The organism is Campylobacter novaezeelandiae (assembly GCF_018968685.1).
Lineage (GTDB): Bacteria > Campylobacterota > Campylobacteria > Campylobacterales > Campylobacteraceae > Campylobacter_D > Campylobacter_D novaezeelandiae.
This window is the reverse complement of sequence record NZ_CP076657.1, coordinates 856,873-873,210: the sequence shown is the minus strand read 5'-3', so window position 1 is coordinate 873,210 and position 16,338 is coordinate 856,873. Positions and strand designations below refer to the sequence as shown.

General features: G+C 28.8%; 11 protein-coding genes and 2 pseudogenes. 10 read left to right on the top strand and 3 right to left on the bottom strand.

The features are described from left to right. Positions 1-2: 2 nt before the first annotated feature. The 10 genes and pseudogenes from CNZW441b_RS04520 to CNZW441b_RS08290 all read left to right on the top strand — a co-directional run. Entirely contained in the window at positions 3-1,319 is a 1,317-nt protein-coding gene (locus CNZW441b_RS04520) for an MATE family efflux transporter (protein WP_216681258.1), read from the top strand. Beyond that, on the top strand, positions 1,295-1,939 hold the full coding sequence (locus CNZW441b_RS04515) for a M48 family metallopeptidase (protein WP_131163880.1): 645 nt from the start codon (positions 1,295-1,297) through the stop codon (positions 1,937-1,939). The genes CNZW441b_RS04520 and CNZW441b_RS04515 overlap by 25 nt, the downstream gene beginning before the upstream one ends. Before the next feature lie 17 nt (positions 1,940-1,956). After that, positions 1,957-3,477, top strand: a complete 1,521-nt coding sequence (locus CNZW441b_RS04510) for a hypothetical protein (protein ID WP_216681257.1) — start codon at positions 1,957-1,959, stop codon at positions 3,475-3,477. Next, complete coding sequence (hypF, locus tag CNZW441b_RS04505; protein WP_216681256.1) at positions 3,458-5,647, top strand: carbamoyltransferase HypF; 2,190 nt, start codon at positions 3,458-3,460, stop codon at positions 5,645-5,647. The genes CNZW441b_RS04510 and hypF overlap by 20 nt, the downstream gene beginning before the upstream one ends. 75 nt (positions 5,648-5,722) lie before the next feature. Next, on the top strand, positions 5,723-6,451 hold the full coding sequence (hypB, locus tag CNZW441b_RS04500) for a hydrogenase nickel incorporation protein HypB (RefSeq protein WP_131163883.1): 729 nt from the start codon (positions 5,723-5,725) through the stop codon (positions 6,449-6,451). Next, positions 6,451-6,732 (top strand): HypC/HybG/HupF family hydrogenase formation chaperone, encoded by a 282-nt coding sequence (locus CNZW441b_RS04495; RefSeq protein WP_131163884.1) that lies wholly within the window; start codon positions 6,451-6,453, stop codon positions 6,730-6,732. Before hypB ends, CNZW441b_RS04495 begins: the two co-directional genes overlap by 1 nt. Further along, positions 6,716-7,807: a hydrogenase formation protein HypD gene (gene hypD, locus CNZW441b_RS04490; RefSeq protein WP_216681255.1), complete on the top strand. Its 1,092-nt coding sequence runs from the start codon at positions 6,716-6,718 to the stop codon at positions 7,805-7,807. Before CNZW441b_RS04495 ends, hypD begins: the two co-directional genes overlap by 17 nt. Then, the gene (gene hypE / locus CNZW441b_RS04485) at positions 7,804-8,778 is read left to right on the top strand and encodes a hydrogenase expression/formation protein HypE (protein WP_216681254.1); all 975 of its coding nucleotides are present in this window, start codon (positions 7,804-7,806) and stop codon (positions 8,776-8,778) included. The genes hypD and hypE overlap by 4 nt, the downstream gene beginning before the upstream one ends. Further along, on the top strand, positions 8,778-9,122 hold the full coding sequence (gene hypA, locus CNZW441b_RS04480) for a hydrogenase maturation nickel metallochaperone HypA (protein ID WP_131163887.1): 345 nt from the start codon (positions 8,778-8,780) through the stop codon (positions 9,120-9,122). The genes hypE and hypA overlap by 1 nt, the downstream gene beginning before the upstream one ends. A gap of 1,074 nt (positions 9,123-10,196) precedes the next feature. After that, a pseudogene (locus CNZW441b_RS08290) lies at positions 10,197-12,360 on the top strand (autotransporter outer membrane beta-barrel domain-containing protein); the annotation flags it as partial. 766 nt (positions 12,361-13,126) lie between these two features. Here CNZW441b_RS08290 and CNZW441b_RS08130 read toward each other — a convergent pair. The 3 genes and pseudogenes from CNZW441b_RS08130 to CNZW441b_RS04465 all read right to left on the bottom strand — a co-directional run. Then, positions 13,127-13,294, bottom strand: a pseudogene (locus CNZW441b_RS08130) (bifunctional thiol oxidoreductase); the annotation flags it as partial. 68 nt (positions 13,295-13,362) lie between these two features. Beyond that, positions 13,363-14,331: a DNA polymerase III subunit delta gene (locus tag CNZW441b_RS04470; RefSeq protein WP_216681253.1), complete on the bottom strand. Its 969-nt coding sequence runs from the start codon at positions 14,329-14,331 to the stop codon at positions 13,363-13,365. 9 nt (positions 14,332-14,340) lie between these two features. Continuing rightward, positions 14,341-16,266, bottom strand: coding sequence for an RNB domain-containing ribonuclease (locus CNZW441b_RS04465; RefSeq protein WP_216681252.1), 1,926 nt, complete (start codon positions 16,264-16,266; stop codon positions 14,341-14,343). Positions 16,267-16,338 lie beyond the last annotated feature (72 nt).

Below are 16,338 nucleotides of genomic sequence, written 5' to 3'. Positions count from 1 at the left end.
TCATGGCAAAAAAACAATTTTCCTTAACAAGACTTAGTATTCCTATATTTTGGGACTTGCTTTCTAAGTATTTAACCGTGATTATCAATACTGCTATGGTGTCGCATTATTCTAATTTTCTTGTGGGTGCTATGGGGGCTGGAAATCAAATTTTAGATCTTTTTATTATCATTTTTTCGTTTTTAAGTGTGGGTTGTAGTGTAGTGATAGCTCAGGCTATTGGAGCAAAAGATCATATTTTAGCAAGAAAAGTGATCCATCAAAGTTTGTTTTTAAATGCACTTTTAGGCTTTGTGTGTGGCGCGCTTATTTTATGGCATGGGGAGTATTTGCTTTATCTTTTAAAAATCCCACAAGAACTGCTTAAAGACAGTGAAATTTATTTGCATATGCTCGCAATTTGTTTGTTTTTTGACGCCATAGGCATTGTTTTAGCAGCCATTGTAAGGGTTTATAATATGGCTTATTGGGTGATGTTTATAGGCTTTTTGGTGGATATAGTGGTGATTGGGGGAAATTATTATGTTTTACATTATACAAAATTAGAACTTTTTGGAGTAGGACTTAGCAATATTTTTGCACGCATTGTTGCTATAGTGGCTTTACTTGTGATACTTTTTTATAAGCTTAAAATTCATCTTAAAATCAAAGAAATGATAAAACTTGAAAAAAAAGTTTTAAAAAAGGTTTTAAATATAGGTGGATTTTCAGCAGGAGAAAATCTTTTGTGGATAGTGCAATACACTATAGCCTTTGCTTTTGTGGCAAGCTTAGGTGAGGCGAGTTTAGCTGTGCAAACGATTTATTTTCAAATTTCAATGCTTATTATGCTTATAGGACAAGCTACAAGTATAGCTAATGAAATTATAGTGGGTAAATTAGTCGGTGCAAGATATGAAAATATCGCTTATAAACATGCTTGGCGTGCTTTGTATTTTAGCGTGGTAGCGAGTGCTTTAGTAGCACTTTTAAACTATTTTTGTCAAGATTTTATTATGCAAGCTTTAGGTTTAAAAGAAGAGTTAAAAAATTTAATGATACCTTTATTTGCTCTTTCAATCTTTCTTGAAATTTCACGCACTTTTAATATAGTCATGGTAAATTCTTTACGTGCAAGTGGTGATGCGAAATTTCCATTTTTTAGTGGACTTGTTTTTATGATGGGTGTGTCTTTGCCTGTGGGTTATGTGCTTTGTTTTCATTTTAATCTTGGAATTTTAGGAATTTGGATAGGATTTTGTGCGGATGAGTTTTTGCGTGGAATGGTAAATTCATACAGATGGAAAAGTAAAAAGTGGCAAGGCAAAGTTCTAGTTTAAAATCTTTTATTTATAAAGATGAGTGTTATTTTTATGCTAAAAAACGTATAAAAAGTTTAAGATTAAGGCTAAATGAAAGGGGTGAGTTTGTTCTTAGTATCCCTTATTTTTGCACTTTTAAAAATGTTTATGAGTTTTTAGATAAATCAAGCTCTTGGATAAGCGAGGCTAAAAAAAGATTTTATCAAAAGGCCTTAAAAGAAGATGAGCTAATTTTTTTAGCTAAAAAATATAAAATTATTTTTGATGAAAATGCTAAAAAAACTTATTTTGATAAAGATGGTATTATCACTCCAAGTAAAGTAAAATTAGATTTATTTTTAAGGCAAAATGCTAAAAAGATTTTTACTTTTTATCTTAAAAAATGGTCTTTAAAAATAGGGGTTAATTTTACACATTTAAGCATTAAAAATATGAAAACACGTTGGGGATCTTGTAATCACAATAAAGCCTATATTAATTTAAATTTAAAACTTTTACAAAAGAGTTTAAAAGCTATAGAATATGTCATTTTGCACGAGTTAAGTCATATTAAATATCCAAATCATAGCAAGGAATTTTATGATTTTTTATATAAATTTATGCCAGACTTTAGAGAAAGAGAAATGGAATTTAAATAAACAAAAAAGGATAAAAATTGGTTTTAGAATTTAAATTTAATTATATAGGCGATAATGATGTTTTTGAGCATTTGCTTAATTTTTATGCAAAAGATTATATTTATGATATATCAATCGATGATGAAGAATATATTCTTAAAATAAAAGCAGATCCTGATAAATTAAGTGATTTTTGCAATTGTTTTAATAATATATCCCATAGTATATTTTTAACAGGGTTTGAAGTAAAAGAAGCAAAGGATTTTAATCCCACGTATAAGCAAAAGCAAAATTTAGAAAACTACGCTTCTTTAAGTTTTTTAAATTCTAATGCCTATGTACAAAAAAATATATTAGCCGAAAATGAATGGGGAAAATTTTGCGAAATTTCACTTTCTTTTGATGGTAAAAATTTTGAAAAAGTTAATAAAAGCAATTTTCACTCTTTGCTTTTAAAAACACTAGATATTATTAAAAAACGCGAAAAAGTTTGGATGAAAAATCATAAAGGTATTTATACTTTTTATCTTTTTGATAAAGAATTTAAAGAAGATTTTTTAATGCCTTGTGATGTTAAGGCTATTTCTTCTATTTTTGTATGTTCTAATGAGCAGTTAAAATTTTTAGCAAGTTTTGAAAAGCCTTTATTGGCCCTTAGATTAAATGCGTTATTTAGACAAAAATATGATTTAAAAATTGATAAATTCTTTTTAAAACTTGCTGAAGATATATTTTTATTTGCTTTAACTCATGAGCTTTTTAAGGAAAATTTTCATTTTTTATCATTTAAAAAAATTGAGAGTTTTATGGATGATTTTAAAATACTAAATATTAAAGATAAATTTGTCGTATTGGAAGGGTTTGAATTCGTGCATTCTAAAATTAAAGATTTAATTTTTGCCAAAGATGATAAAAATATGGCAAGGATTTCTTATCTTGCTTCGCGTTTTAAGCAAAAAAGTTTAATTTTAGAGCTTAGTAAAGAATACGATGATATTTTATTGCTAAATAAAGAATTTAATCTATTAAAAATTACTTTACCCGATCACTCAAAAAATATATATAGCGAGCTTGAAAACGATCCTACAGGAAAAAGACTTTTGGAGAATTTTCAAAAAGAATTTAAGCTTTTAGATGAAAAATTTGAAAGTAAAAATAATTTCTTTTCTTTGCTATGCATTGTAGGTAGAATATTAAATTTAAGCCAAGATTTTAAAGAAGCAGGGCAAAACTTGCTTGCATTAAGCGATCAATCAAGATTATCTAGAGGTGTTAAGATTGATTTTAAGTTAAATGATAATAAAGAATTTGATTTTATAAGAACTTTGCGTTCTGTGATGAGTTTTATGTTGGCTGGAGTTAGCGCTCAAGATATTTCTTATGGAGTGGTTGAAAGTTTGTCGTATTTTTTACGTGATTTTTATGATGAATTAAAACAAGAAAAAAAGGCTGAAATTGTGTTAATTAGCGGTAGCTTATTTGAACATAAAAGTTTGCTTGAAAATGTTTTAAAACATATTAGAGATTGTAAGTTAAGCAATGTGCCACTTAGGATATAAAATCAACATTTCAGGATTAGTCCAAGGAGTGGGTTTTCGCCCCTTAGTCTATGAACTAGCTTTGAAATTTAAACTTTTTGGCGAGGTAAGAAATGATGGTTTTGGAGTAGAGATTATCCTTTCTTGCACCCAAGAAGAATGCGAAAATTTCATACAAAGCTTAAAAAATCATCTCCCACCTTTAGCAAGGATAGATCAGCTTACATATACTCAAATTCCTATTTCAAGCTATACAAATTTTAGTATTACTTCTTCTTTAGAAAATGCAAAAACCACTCCTATGCTTAGTGATTTTGCACTTTGTAAAGAATGCAAAAAAGAATTTTTTGATGAAAAAAATCCACGTTTTTTATATCCTTTTATCACCTGCACGCATTGTGGGCCACGTTTTAGCATTATAAAAAGTCTCCCTTATGATAGGGTAAATACCTCTATGCAAGATTTTATTATGTGTGAGTTTTGCAAAAATGAGTATGAAGATCCTAAAAATAGACGTTTTCACGCTCAGCCTATAAGTTGTCCTAAATGCAAAATTAGTGTTTTTCTTAAAAATAAAAAGGGTGAAATTTTAGCCAAAGATAAAGAAGCTTTTATACAAAGTGCAAAATTTTTAAAAGAAGGTAAAATCCTAGCTATTAAAGGTATGGGTGGTTTTCATTTGATGTGCGATGCCTTTAATGAAGAGACATTAAAAACCTTAAGACTTAGGAAAAATCGCCCTAAAAAACCCTTCGCCTTGATGTGTAAAGATTTAAAAAGTGCTAAAGAACTTGCCTTTATAGATGAAAACGAAGAAGCCTTATTAAATGGAGTTTTAGCTCCCATTGTAATTTTAAAGGCAAAGAAAGCCTTTTCTTTAATCGCTCCTGATGTAGATAAACTAGGTATTATGTTAGCTTATACCCCTTTACACCTTTTGCTTTTTGAGTATTTTAAAGGAAGTCTTGTAGCAACAAGTGCGAATTTAAGCGGAGAAAGTATTATTAAAGATGAGTTTAATTTGTGTCAAAAACTTGATAAAGTTTTTGATTTTTATTTAGATTATGATAGAGAAATTGTCAATGCAAGTGATGATTCTATTGCCCAAATTGTAAATGGAAAAACTATGTTTTTACGCACTTCAAGAGGGTTAAACCCTTTTTATTTAGAAAGAAATTTTAATAAAAAAGGCACTTTTTTGGCTTTGGGTGCTGAACTTAAGAATGAATTTGTAATTTTTTATGAAAATAAGCTTTTAATTTCTCCTTATATAGGGGATTTAAAAAGCGTTGAGGTGCACGAGAGATTTTTTAACCTTTTGGAATTTTTTAAGCAAAATTATGATTTAAAATTTGATGCGATTTTGTGCGATAAACATCCTCATTTTAGCTATGCAAAAGAATTTAAAAACAAGATTAAAATTCCTCATCATTACGCGCATTTTTGTGCGGCTTATTTTGAATACGAAAAAGAATTTTCAAAAGATGAAAAAGTCTTAGCCTTTATATGTGATGGAACAGGTTATGGAGAAGATGGTAAAATTTGGGGCGGGGAAGTTTTTATAGGAAATTTAAAAAACTATAAAAGAATGACGCATTTTGAAAATTTCACTCTTATAAATAGCGATATTAAAAACATACAAAATTTAGCCCTAAGTTTGATTTGGCATTATGATTTAGAAAATGAAGCCAAAGAATTTTTAGCAAAAATTCCAAAAATAAAACTTGAAAATCTTAAAAAAATTTATTCATCTTCTAACTTGCAAACAAGTTCTTTAGGCCGTATCATCGATGCTTTTGGAAGCATTGTTTTTAGCTTAGAAAAAAGCTCTTATGAAGCCCAAGTTGGCTTGATGTGTGAAGCCTTTTACGATAAAAATCTTGATTTTTCTTACAAGCTTTTTATAGAAAAAGGACATATTAATTTTAAAAGTTTGATTTTAGGAGCCTTACAAGATGAAAAAAGTAAGGCTATTACGGGCATGTTTAATGCTTTAGCAAATTTTATCATAGAATTTAGTAAAGATTATGATTTAAAAGTGCTTTTAAGTGGTGGAGTTTTTCAAAACAAAACCTTGCTTGAAATCTTAAAAGCTAAAAATTTTAACTTTTTTGTACCTTTGAAATTTCCTTGCAATGATAGTTCTATAGCCTTAGGGCAAATGGTACATTATTTAAATTCGCAAAAATAACAAAACATTCCAAAAACTCATAATTTTTTAATGCTTTTAAAGTTAAAATGAGATAAAAATTATAAAGGAAATAAAATGTGTAAAGACTGTGGCTGTTCTATAAATTCAACCCATACGCATGATCATCATGAAAATCCAAGTTTAAAAGAAAGCAAAACCGTAGAAGTAATTTCAAAAATTCTAAGCAAAAATGACGAAGAAGCTAGGCATAATAGAGCCCATTTTAACGAAGCCAATACTCTTTGTATCAATCTAATGAGTTCCCCAGGTAGCGGAAAAACCACGCTTTTAGAAAATACCATCAAGGCTTTAAAAGATGAGTTTAAAATCGCTGTAATCGAAGGAGATCTAGAGACCAATAATGATGCTTTAAGGGTAAAAAATGCCGGAGCCTTAGCATATCAAATCACCACAGGACAAAGCTGTCATTTAGATGCCTTTATGGTTCATGAAGCCTTGCATCATTTAGATATCAAAGATATAGATTTGCTTTTTATAGAAAATGTAGGAAATTTAGTTTGTCCTGCAAGTTATGATTTAGGAGAACATATAAACGTAGTTTTGCTTTCTGTAACGGAGGGTAGTGATAAGCCACAAAAATATCCAGTGATGTTTAAAAAAGCAGACATTGTTTTAATCACAAAAGCAGATCTAGCACACCATTTTGACTTTGATACAAAAGAAGCAAGCAGGCTTATCAAAGAATTAAGCCCTAGAGCTGATATCATCGTTCTTGATGCAAAAAATGGCACCAATATGGATCTTTGGTATAAAGTGCTTAAACTCAAAAAGGAGCTTTTTTAATGTGTTTATCCATACCTTCTGAAATTTTAGAAATCGATGAGTTAAATAATGCCTTAGTGCAAACCTTAGGCGTAAAAAGAAAAGTAAATTTAGATCTGATTGATGAGCCTTTAAAACAGGGTGATTATGTTTTGATCCATGTAGGCGTTGCCATGGAAAAAATCGACAAAGAAGCTGCATTAGAGAGTATTAAAACCTATCAAGAAATAGTAGAAAAAATGAATAGCGAAGAGATAAAAAGCGATGAAGGGGATTTGGGTTTAAATGAATTTTATCGATGAATTTAGAGACAAACAAAGCATTCTAGCCTTAAAAAAACTCATAGAACAAGAGCTTAAAAATCCTATCAATATCATGGAAATTTGTGGTGGCCATACACATAGCATTATGAAATATGCTCTACCTTCTATTCTGCCAAAAGAGATTAACTTTATCCATGGACCTGGGTGTCCAGTTTGTGTTATGCCAAGAACTCGCATTGATACAGCCATTAAACTTGCCTCGATGAAAGATACTATTTTTTGCACCTTAGGTGATCTTTTAAGAGTGCCTGGAAGTGAGTTTTCTTTGCTTGATTTAAGGGCTAAAGGAGCTGATATTAGGGCACTTTACTCTCCGCTTGAAGTTTTAGAGATTGCCAAAAAAAATTTAGATAAAACCATCATTTTTTTTGCTATAGGTTTTGAAACAACTACTCCTATGAGTGCTTTGCTTATTGAAAAAGTGATAGAAGAAAATTTAAAAAATGTTTTTTTTCATATCAATCACATCACCGTTCCAGCACCCATAGAAGCGATTATGAGCGATGAGAATGTAAAAATCAATGCTTTTTTAGGTCCTTCTCATGTAAGTGTGATTACAGGCTATGGTATTTATGAGTCAATAGCTGCCAAATTTAAAACCCCCATAGCCGTGAGTGGTTTTGAGCCAGTAGATATTTTAGAAAGTATTTTAAATATCATAAAACAAAGTAACGAAGGCACTTTTAAAGTGTATAATCAATACAAAAGAGCTGTAAGTAAAGAGGGTAATGTTAAAGCGCAAAATTTGGTTAAAAAATATTTTCAAGTCTGCGATTTTGAATTTCGTGGTTTAGGACTTATTAAAGATGGAGGTTTAGAACTAAAAGAAGAATTTAGCGCCTATGATGCGAGCAAAAAATTTGATTGCACAGTGCAAAGCAAAAATGAAAACAAAGCTTGTATTTGTGGGCAAATTTTAAGAGGTTTAGCTAAGCCTTATGATTGTAAAGTTTTTGGCAAAGCTTGTACTCCAAGAAATCCTATAGGAAGTTGTATGGTTTCAGGTGAGGGAGCTTGTGCAGCGTATTATAAATACTCAAAGGTGAATGTATGAAAAATATTTCCTTAGCCCATGGGGGTGGTGGAGAAGAGATGAATGAGCTTTTAACTAAGCTTTTTAAGATTTTTGATAATGAAATTTTAAACTCAAACAATGACGCGGCGATTTTGGGCGATTTGGCCTTAAGCACGGACTCTTTTGTTTTAAGTCCTATTTTTTTAGATAATGAGATCAATATCGGCAAACTTTGTGTTTGTGGCTCTATTAATGATGTTTTAATGGTAGGGGCAAAGCCAAAATATCTAAGCCTAGGACTTATTTTAGAAGAAGGTTTTGAATTTGAAAAATTAGAACGCATTTTAAAAAGTATCAAAAAAGAGTGTGAAAAATGTGGCGTAATTTTAGTTTGTGGTGATACTAAAGTTGTTCCTAAAGGCAAAGGCGATGAAATTTATATCAACACCACAGCCCTAGGCGAAATCATTGCTAAAAAAGAAAGCAAAAATATCAAAGCAGGGCTTAGCATACTTCTTTCAGGTGACATAGGAAGACACGGAGCTAGTGTTTTGATTAAAAGAAATAACCTAGAAGCCAGTATCAAAAGCGATTGTAAGGCTTTAGATAAAGAAGTTTTAGAGCTTTTAGAAAAAAATATAAAAGTTGTAGCCATGCGTGATGCAACACGAGGCGGACTTAGTGCGGTTTTAAATGAGTGGGCAAAACAAAGCGGGAATGATTTATTAATCTTTGAAGAAAAAATTGTTGTGCAAGATGAAGTTTTAGGTCTTTGTGAGCTTTTTGGCTATGAGCCGTATGAGCTTGCAAATGAGGGCACTTTTATACTTTGCGTAGAAAAAGAAGATGAGTTAAAAGCCTTAGAAATTCTTAAAAAATACAACAAAAACGCTAGTATCATAGGCGAAGTTTTAAAAGAACAAAAAGCACGTGTGATTTTACAAAACGCTTATGGAGCTAAACGCTTTTTAGAAAGCCCAAAAGGCGAACTTTTACCAAGAATTTGCTAATGCACGAATTAAGTATCATAGAATCTTTAATCACGCTTTGCGAAGAAAACGCCTTAAACAATAACGCCAAAAGCATACAAGAAATTTATGTAAAAATAGGGCGTTTAAGCGGTATAGAAGTAGATCTTTTTAAGCGTTGTTTTGAAAGCTTTAAGGAAAACTCAAGTTTTTGCAAAAATGCTAAACTTTTTATAGAACTCGCACCACTTGAAATTTTATGTCTAAAATGCAATCAAATGAGTATTTTAGATGAAAATGTTTTTAAATGTCCTAAATGTAAAAGTATAGAATATAAAATCACACAAGGCGAGGATTTGCATTTAATACGACTTGTTATGATATAGATTAAAACTATAACCATTATTCTTTTAATTTTTAATCTATATCTTTTATCTTAATACAACAATATCAAAAAAAAAAAAAAATGAATTAATAATTATTATTAATAAGAATTTAATTAAAAATATTTTATTATTCCGAAAATCTAATTTAGATTTTATTACTCTTTATTTTTATTTCCCTTTTAAAAACAAAATTAAAACAAATAAACGCAAGGAGTTTAATTAATGGGTCGACAAAAACATAGTTTATTTAAAAAAGAAACATTAGGGGGGGGGGAATTGAAAAAAAGTCATTCTTCTTCAAAAAAATTAGCCCTTTCTTTAGTTGCAATTTCTTTTTTAAGTTCTTATTCTTATGCAGATAATTCTAATGCAAAAACTTATGATGATAATCTTAAAAGTAAATCAAGTAGTGTTTATAGTCCTCAAGCTAAAAGTAATACTACTATAAGTGATTCACAAACTTCAACACAAACTATAAGTGGCGCTGACAATACTCTTGTTATAGGAAGTAGCGGTTCAGTTATAGTTTCAGGTGGCAACAATCAAGCAGTAAATTTCACTCAAGGCTCTTCAACTTCTACCTTTTTAAATCAAGGAACACTTCAAGGTGGAAGTGGTACTTCTAGTGTTCAAGTAGGAGTAAATAATAGTGGTGGAGCTACTATTCAAACATTTGAAAATAGTGGTATCATAGGAAATGATTCTTCTAAATTTGGAGTGGTAGTTTGGGGAACAGATAGTAGCAAATCTACAATCAATAACTTTAGCAATAAAGGAACTATAAGTTCTAATAATGGTGAAGCTATTTATATTGGTAATACTGAGATTACAACTTTTAAAAATGAAGGAACGATTAAAAGTAATAATAGTTATGGTGTAAATATAGGAGGTGGAGCAACTATAACTAGTTTTACCAATGATAACAGTGGAATTATTCAAGGAAAGAGTGATTTTGGAGCTATAAATATAAATAATGGAACAGTCCAAACTTTAGTAAATAGAGGAACTATAAAAAATGTAGGAACTAGAGAACCTTCTAATTTTACAGAAGTTTCAACAGGTGTATTTTTGCAAAATGGCACGATAAATAATTTCACCAATGAAGGGCTTATTTCTGGTATTATGGGTGTAAGTTTAAATGCAAGCACAATTGAGCAATTTAAAAATACAGGAACCATAAAATCAACTAGCAGTAATGAACTTTCTGCAGCTATTAATCTTTCGGCTGTTTTTGCTAGTACTTCTACCATAGGTACTTTTACTAATGAAGGAACTATTCAGTCAAATTCTAATGGTATTTTAGTAGAGGCTGGTAATAAAATACAAACTCTAACTAATAAAGGTACTATAGATGCTAGCTTGAATGGCTTAAGTTTTTATGTTTTTGATCATCTTGGTGGTGATAAAATTGATATCGGTGAAATCACTATAGAAAGTGGTGGTATCATTAAAGCAGGAAATAATGCAATCAATATCGATGGAAGCAAAAATGGTATCGAAGGAAAAGGCATTAAAGTAGAAAGTGGTGGTATATTAAATGGTGGTAATGCAGGTATTTATATAGGAGCTAATAATAATGTAAATACAAGCATCACTGTATCTGGAACTATCCAAGGTGGTAATGGTGGTATAATTAATACTGGAACCATAGGACAAGAAGGTGTGTCAAATCAACAACATGGTATCACTATTGAAAATGGAGGTACTATTACTTCTACAAACGGTAAAGGTATTTTAAACACAGATAATGGAATTATCTATGGTAATATTATAAATCAAAGTAATAACGATTTAACCTTAAAAAATGATTCTAGTGCTACTATTACAAGTGGTATCACAAATAATGGTAATGGAACTATCTTTATAAATAATCAAGGAACTATAAGTAAAGATGATAAAGGTCATAACTTAACCAACAATGGATCTGGTAGCATAGTTATAGAAGATTGGCTTGTAACTTCTGATAAGGATGGTAATTTAGATACTATAGTTGTAGGTGGAGGCGGTAAAGATAACGTCACTGCAGATAATATAACCATAGATGAAAGTAATCTTGATCTAGATAATCTAGAAGACATAAGTGATGTTATCTCAGGGGTTGATAAAGGTAATATTGGCAACATAACAACCAATGGTAGTGGGGATATTAATTTAGGTTATGATCCTACAACAGGAAAATTCTCTAAAGATATTGATCTTAAAAGATCTATCTCTGGTGCAACCTTTAGGAAGCTTAATCTCTACTACTACAAGAAGATCAACCTTTATAGATAATGTTATGGGCAATTCTATGCAAAGCTTTTATTTAGGAAATTCAAGTAGAGCTCAAAGAATGGCTATGTCTGAAAAGGGTAATTTATACTCTGATGCAAGTGATTATATAAAGAGTGATTTTTCTAATGCTTCTTATGGATCTAATAAAGAACACTCCTTATTTATCCTTCCTTATGCTTCTTCACAGAATGTTGAACTTTCTTTAAATGAAGAAAGTAAAGGACATACTAAAGGAACTATCATAGGTTATTCTACCTTAAAAGATAGTGGAATATATGGTGTGTATGCAGGTTATGAAGATACAAAAATGAGTTCAACTTATTTTAATATCAACAATAGAACCTATTATGCAGGTTTAAAATACTTTAATACTTTATTTACTACAAGTAAAGGTCAAGAAGTTTATATCAAAGCTCAAGGTAAAACAGCCTTAATTAAAAATGATTTAACTAAAAGAGTAGGAACTAATGAAGCTAAAGCTGAACCTAATTCTTATGCTTATGGTATGAGTTCTGATATAGGTATGAATTTTATCTATGATAAAGATATATTCTCACCTGAAATTGGCTTAGCCTATGAAGGAGGCTATACAGAGGCTTTTTCTATGCAAGATACTATAGGTCAAGCTACTGTTAAAGGTGGAGAAAGAGTTTATGCAAACTATTTAAATCTATTCTCTACTAAAACAAGTCTTACTTGGTTTAGAGATTGGTTACCTCATTTAAAAACTTCTTTAACCCTTGGAGCTAAATTTAATATCAATCCTAGCGTAAAAGCTAAAGCTAGATTTGGTAGTATTAAAGCAACTGATGAATTTACTTTACCAAGAGTTCAAAGCTATGCAACAGGATCTTTTATCATTCCTCTTAATGAAGCTTTCTATTTTAGCTTAAATTATAATGGTATGTTTGATAGAGATGGTAATACTCATACAGGATATGCACAATTTAATTATGTATGGTAAAAACTTAAGTTACTAGTTTAATCTCCTAAACCCAAATGACTTTAGTTGTTTGGGTTTTATGTTTTTATATTTATACTTTTATTTTTTTATTTTTATTTTTTATACTTTATTTTTATACTTTATTGCTTTTATGTCTTTGTATAGTTTATAAGTTGTTTTATATATCTTATATATCTTATATATCTTATATATCTTATATATCTTATATATCTTATATATCTTATATATCTTATATATCTTATATATCTTATATATCTTATATGTTTATGCTTTTTATGGTTTATGGCTTAATGTTTTATACTTTATATAGTTAATAACTTACTTTTTATACTTTTTATACTTTTTATACTTTTTATACTTTTTATACTTTTTATACTTTTTATACTTTTTATACTTTTTATACTTTTTATACTTTTTATACTTTTTATACTTTTTATGGTTTTTATGGTTTTTATGGTTTTTATGGTTTTTATGGTTTTTATGGTTTTTATGGTTTTTATGGTTTTTATGGTTTTTATGGTTTTTATGGTTTTTATGGTTTTGCACGCTAATATACTTTTAAAGTTATTAAAAACTTTATGCTTTAACTATATATAGTTTATATGCTTTTAAGTTATAACTTTATCTTTTATGCTTTTAAAAGATATAAATATGTATTTGTGATAAGTGTTTGACATAAGAATGTTTTATAGAATTTTTGATTTGTAAAATTAAAATATTTTTGTAGTGTTTTGTGTTAAATAATCAATGCTTTAAAAAGCATCGATTATTTTATAATGGTTGGAGTAGCACTAAGTCCTAAAGCTCTGTATTTTTCATAAAGGGCAAAAGCTTCTTTGAGTTCACTTTCACTTACCTTTGGATAATTTTTGATATCTGGAGCAAAGTATTTGTTCATAATAGCGATTTTTTCTTTGTCGTTTTTAGCTTTTTTATAGTTATAAATGTATGATAAGTGTTTAACTAAGCATATAAAATAATAAAACAGATATAAATATAATACTAAGTTGTTTTTAAAATCTTTACAAGCTTTAATATGTTTGAAATTAAAAATTCTTTTTTTGCTAATTTTGAATTGGTTTTAAGTTCGTATTCTGTTTTTAATAAAAGATTAAAAATTTCTTTGTATTGTTTGAGTTTTATGCTAAATGCCAAAGAGCTTAAATTTTGTCCAACTTTTAAAGGAGGCGTGAATCCAAAAAGTTCTTTAAAATCTATTTTTCCATAAATTTTAGTATAGATTAAAATTTTAAATAGTTTATAAAAATTATTATTTAAAGAGTTAATAAAAGCCATTTCATTAAAATTTTCTAAGATATTTTCAAGATCTTTTTTTATGTCTTGTTTTTTGACTAGTTTTTCAAAAAAGTCATCAAAATTTCCAGTATTTAAAGCATAACAATAAGTTTGAACGGTTTGCTCATCAACTTTTAAATTTTCAAATTTATTAAGTTCGCTTGCTGCTAAATATAAATTTTCATCAAAACTTTGAAGTAGGGCATAAAGTGCATTGCTAGTGATATCGATATTAAGCTTTTTTGCTTTCATGCTTAAAAGCTCCATTCCTTCTTTAGGATTGGCAATTTTAAAAAATCTTACAAAATTATTTTCAAAGATTTTTTCTAATTCGTTTTGTCTGCTTGACTCATCATAAAATTCTAAAAGAAAAAAATTGTCTGTGTTATTTTTGCAAAGTTCTATTAAAAATTTTAATTCTTTTGTGTTAGGTTTTTTGCTACATTTGATTTCTAGGAGTTTTTTTTCACTAAAAAGAGAATTTAAAGATAAAAAATCACTACATTTTGAAAAATTGTATTCTTCAAAGTAAATTTTTAAAATTTCATCATTTGGGTATTTTTCTTTAATCAGCTCTGAGAAGAATTCTATTTGAAAATTATCAGCTCCATAAAGAAAAAAGAAATTTGGAAAATTGGCTGTATTTAGTAGAAGTTGTAAATCTTTTTTATACATAAAAATCCATTAATTTTCTAAAATTTTTGTAATTTTACCAAAAATTTTTGCCATGACAATGTCAACTTCTTCAATTTGTATTTGAACTTTTTGAAGTAGGTTTACTTTGGCATTTTTTAATATAATATTAGCACCTTTAATTTCATCTTCAAGTTTTGCAATAACGACATTTTCATTTTCTATAATAAGTGCTTTAAATTCTTTTCCTTTGTTTTTATCCGCCCATCTTGCAAATTTTCTATCCATAAAATCAAAGGCAACCTTATCTGCTTCTCTTTCTAATATGCTTAAATTTTCACAAGTGCTTTGGATGTTCAATAATAAATAATTAAATAATTTATTATCTTTTTTGAGTTTTGCTTTTAAAAGTCTGTGAAGGATTAAATCAGAATAGCGTCTTATAGGGCTTGTAAAATGGGAATACTTATCAAAGCCTAAGCCAAAATGTCCTTGATTGATACTTGAGTATTCTGCTTTTTTTTGAGCTTTTATGATGAGTTTATCTATCTCTTCTCTTAAATTTAATTCTTCTGCTAAGGATTGTATGTTTTTAATCATCTCGCTTAAATTGGTTTTATACTCTACATCTATACCAAGAGTTTGAAGTTCGTTTAAAAGTTTGATAATTTTTTTATGATCAGCACTTAGATGGTTTCTAAAAATTCCTATATCATCTAAAAGTTTTGCGGCAGCTTTATTGGCTAGTAACATACAATCTTCTATTAGATTATGCGAGGGTGTATCTTTTTCGTATGAAGTTGATTTAAGACTTAAATCATCATTAAGAGTCATTCTTAATTCTTCTGTTTTAAATTCAAAAGCATTTTTAAGGCGATTTTTTCTTATGATTTTAGTAATTTCATAAAGTTTATAAAGCCATGAAAGTTCTTTTAAGTCGGATTTTTTTATCAAAATTTCATCTACTTCATCATAATTAAAACGACGTTTTGAATTTATTATGGCTTCAAATAATTCTTCTTTGATAACTTGATAATTTTCATCTAGAGTAATTTTAAAGCAAAATACAAGTCTATCTTCTAAAGGTTTTAAAGAACAGATATTTTCACTTAAAGATCTTGGTAACATGGGCACAGCAATATGGGGAAAATATATAGAAAAACCACGATTCCTAGCTTCTTTATCAATGGCCCCATAAGCAAAAACATATTCGCTTACATCAGCAATTGCAACATAAAGTTCTCGTTTTTCTTCATTAAAATAAATTGCATCATCAAAATCTTTTGCGTGGATAGGATCTATGGTACAAAAAGAAAGCGATCTTAGATCAATACGATTTTCATACATACTTGCATCAACAAAGTCCCCATAAGATTTTGCTTCTTTTATGCAATTATCATTAAAACAAGAGTTTTTATTAAAAAGATTTAAAGAAATTTTTTCATCGATATGTTCATCATCAATATGACCTAAAACTTCTGTTATGCCATTGTTATGATTTTCTATTTTTAAGATTGTTCCTAAGGGTAGAACTTTTAAGGATTTTTGAGAAGCTTTTAAAGCCATGCTAAGACCTGTTTTAATGTTCATTCCTAAAATAGCTTCGCCGTATTTTTTAGTGATGACTAAAGAGGTTTCATTGGCTCTTTTTAAAATCAAAATAATCTTTGCTTTAGGACGTTTCTTTTTTAAAGGAAGTAGTTTAGCCACAACTATATCTTTATAATTGGCCCCCTTTAAATTTTTATTTTCAATCAATAAGTCTTGTTTATAATTTTCATCAAAACATTTTAAAAATCCCGTGCCTTTATTTGAAATATCAAGCACTCCAAAAACATAGCCATTATTAAGATAGAATTTATTTTTATGTTCTTTTATGATATCGTTAGCTAAAAGCTCTCTTAGAATTTGCTTGAATTCATTGTTTACTTCATTAGCTTTTATTCCATAGTTTAAATGATTTAAAAATTCTTTCACTTTTCTTGTCTTTAAAATTTAAAATTATGATTATTCTTACATAAACTTTATAAAAAAACTATGAATTTCTTA

Excerpts from the sequence above, each read along its gene's own strand:
- CNZW441b_RS04520 (WP_216681258.1), top strand. The coding sequence starts at position 3 with ATGGCAAAAAAACAATTTTCCTTAACAAGACTTAGTATTCCTATATTT.
- hypA (WP_131163887.1), top strand. The coding sequence starts at position 8,778 with ATGCACGAATTAAGTATCATAGAATCTTTAATCACGCTTTGCGAAGAA.
- hypE (WP_216681254.1), top strand. The coding sequence starts at position 7,804 with ATGAAAAATATTTCCTTAGCCCATGGGGGTGGTGGAGAAGAGATGAAT.
- hypD (WP_216681255.1), top strand. The coding sequence starts at position 6,716 with ATGAATTTTATCGATGAATTTAGAGACAAACAAAGCATTCTAGCCTTA.
- CNZW441b_RS04470 (WP_216681253.1), bottom strand. The coding sequence starts at position 14,331 with ATGTATAAAAAAGATTTACAACTTCTACTAAATACAGCCAATTTTCCA.
- CNZW441b_RS04495 (WP_131163884.1), top strand. The coding sequence starts at position 6,451 with ATGTGTTTATCCATACCTTCTGAAATTTTAGAAATCGATGAGTTAAAT.
- hypB (WP_131163883.1), top strand. The coding sequence starts at position 5,723 with ATGTGTAAAGACTGTGGCTGTTCTATAAATTCAACCCATACGCATGAT.
- hypF (WP_216681256.1), top strand. The coding sequence starts at position 3,458 with ATGTGCCACTTAGGATATAAAATCAACATTTCAGGATTAGTCCAAGGA.